The sequence below is a fragment of the Halorubrum trueperi genome (genome assembly GCF_042662525.1).
In the GTDB taxonomy this organism is placed as follows: Archaea; Halobacteriota; Halobacteria; order Halobacteriales; family Haloferacaceae; genus Halorubrum; species Halorubrum trueperi.
The window spans coordinates 1-1,273 of sequence record NZ_JBHSXI010000036.1; the positions used below are offsets into that span (position 1 = coordinate 1).

Sequence of the window (1,273 nt, forward strand, 5' to 3'; positions counted from 1 at the left end):
GGAACGAGGAGGCGGCGAGTGTGCACAACGACACCTCCTCATCTCGAATTATGCGGCGGCTCACTACACTGTTTCCCTCTGAGTATCTCCAAGAGCACGCCGAGGAACTCGGCGTGGTCGAGCGAGAGGGCAAGCTGCAGATTCCCGTTCTCGTGTGGGCGCTCGTGTTCGGCTTCGCCGCAGGCGAGAGCCGAACACTCGCTGGCTTCCGACGCAGCTACAACGCGACAGCCGACGAGCCGATCTCACCCGGTGGCTTCTATCACCGGTTGACGCCGTTGCTCGCGGAGTACCTCCGCGACCTCGTCGAGCGCGGCCTCGACGAGGTCGCTGTTCCCGACGCTGTTGACGTTGATATCGACCGATTCAGAGACGTGATGATCGCTGATGGAACCGTGTTGCGGTTACACGAGTTCCTCTCAGATGAGTTCAAAGCTCGTCACGAGGAGCAGGCTGGAGCGAAGCTCCACCTGCTCCTCAACGCCACCGAGCAGACGATCGAACGCCTCGACGTGACCGACGAGAAAACACACGACAGCACCCTGTTCAAGACAGGATCGTGGCTGCACGGGCGCTTGGTGCTGTTCGATCTGGCGTACTTCAAGTACCGCCGATTCGCGTTGATCGACGAGAACGACGGCTACTTCGTCAGCCGGTTGAAGCAGAACGCGAATCCGGTGATAACCGAGGAGCTACGGGAATGGCGCGGGCGCGCCATTCCCTTGGCGGGCGAGCAGATCCAGGATGTGGTCGGTGACCTCTCGCGGAAGTACATCGACGTGGCTGTCGAAGCGGAGTTCAAGCGCGGGCCGTACAACGGGACGCAGTCACTCGATACGAAGCGGTTCCGCGTCGTCGGCGTCCGCAACGAGGACGCCGACGACTACCATCTGTACATCACGAACCTGCCGCGAGAGGAGTTCCTGCCGACGGATTTAGCGACGCTGTATCGGTGTCGGTGGGAGGTCGAGACGTTGTTCCGTGAGTTGAAGACGCAGTACGAACTGGATGAGTTCGACACGAGCGATCCGGCTGTCGTGGAGATCCTGCTGTACGCAGCGTTGTTGTCGCTGTTGGTGAGTCGTGAGTTGTTGGATCTGGTCACCGAGCAGGCTGCCGATGAGCTCGTGTTTCCGCCGGAACGCTGGGCGGCGACCTTCCGGTCGCACGCCCAGCTCATCCTCCAGGAACTCGGTGAGTACCTCGGCTACTCGCCACCTCCGCTGTTGGAGCGACTGATCGACGATGCACAGAAGATCCATAAGCAACGACC

General features: G+C 60.8%; 1 protein-coding gene. It reads left to right on the forward strand.

Annotated features, from left to right (window positions below; genetic code table 11):
• Nucleotides 1-50: 50 nt before the first annotated feature.
• The coding region (locus ACFQEY_RS18690) for an IS4 family transposase (protein ID WP_379771520.1) at nt 51-1,273 on the forward strand (1,223 nt) is incomplete at its 3' end.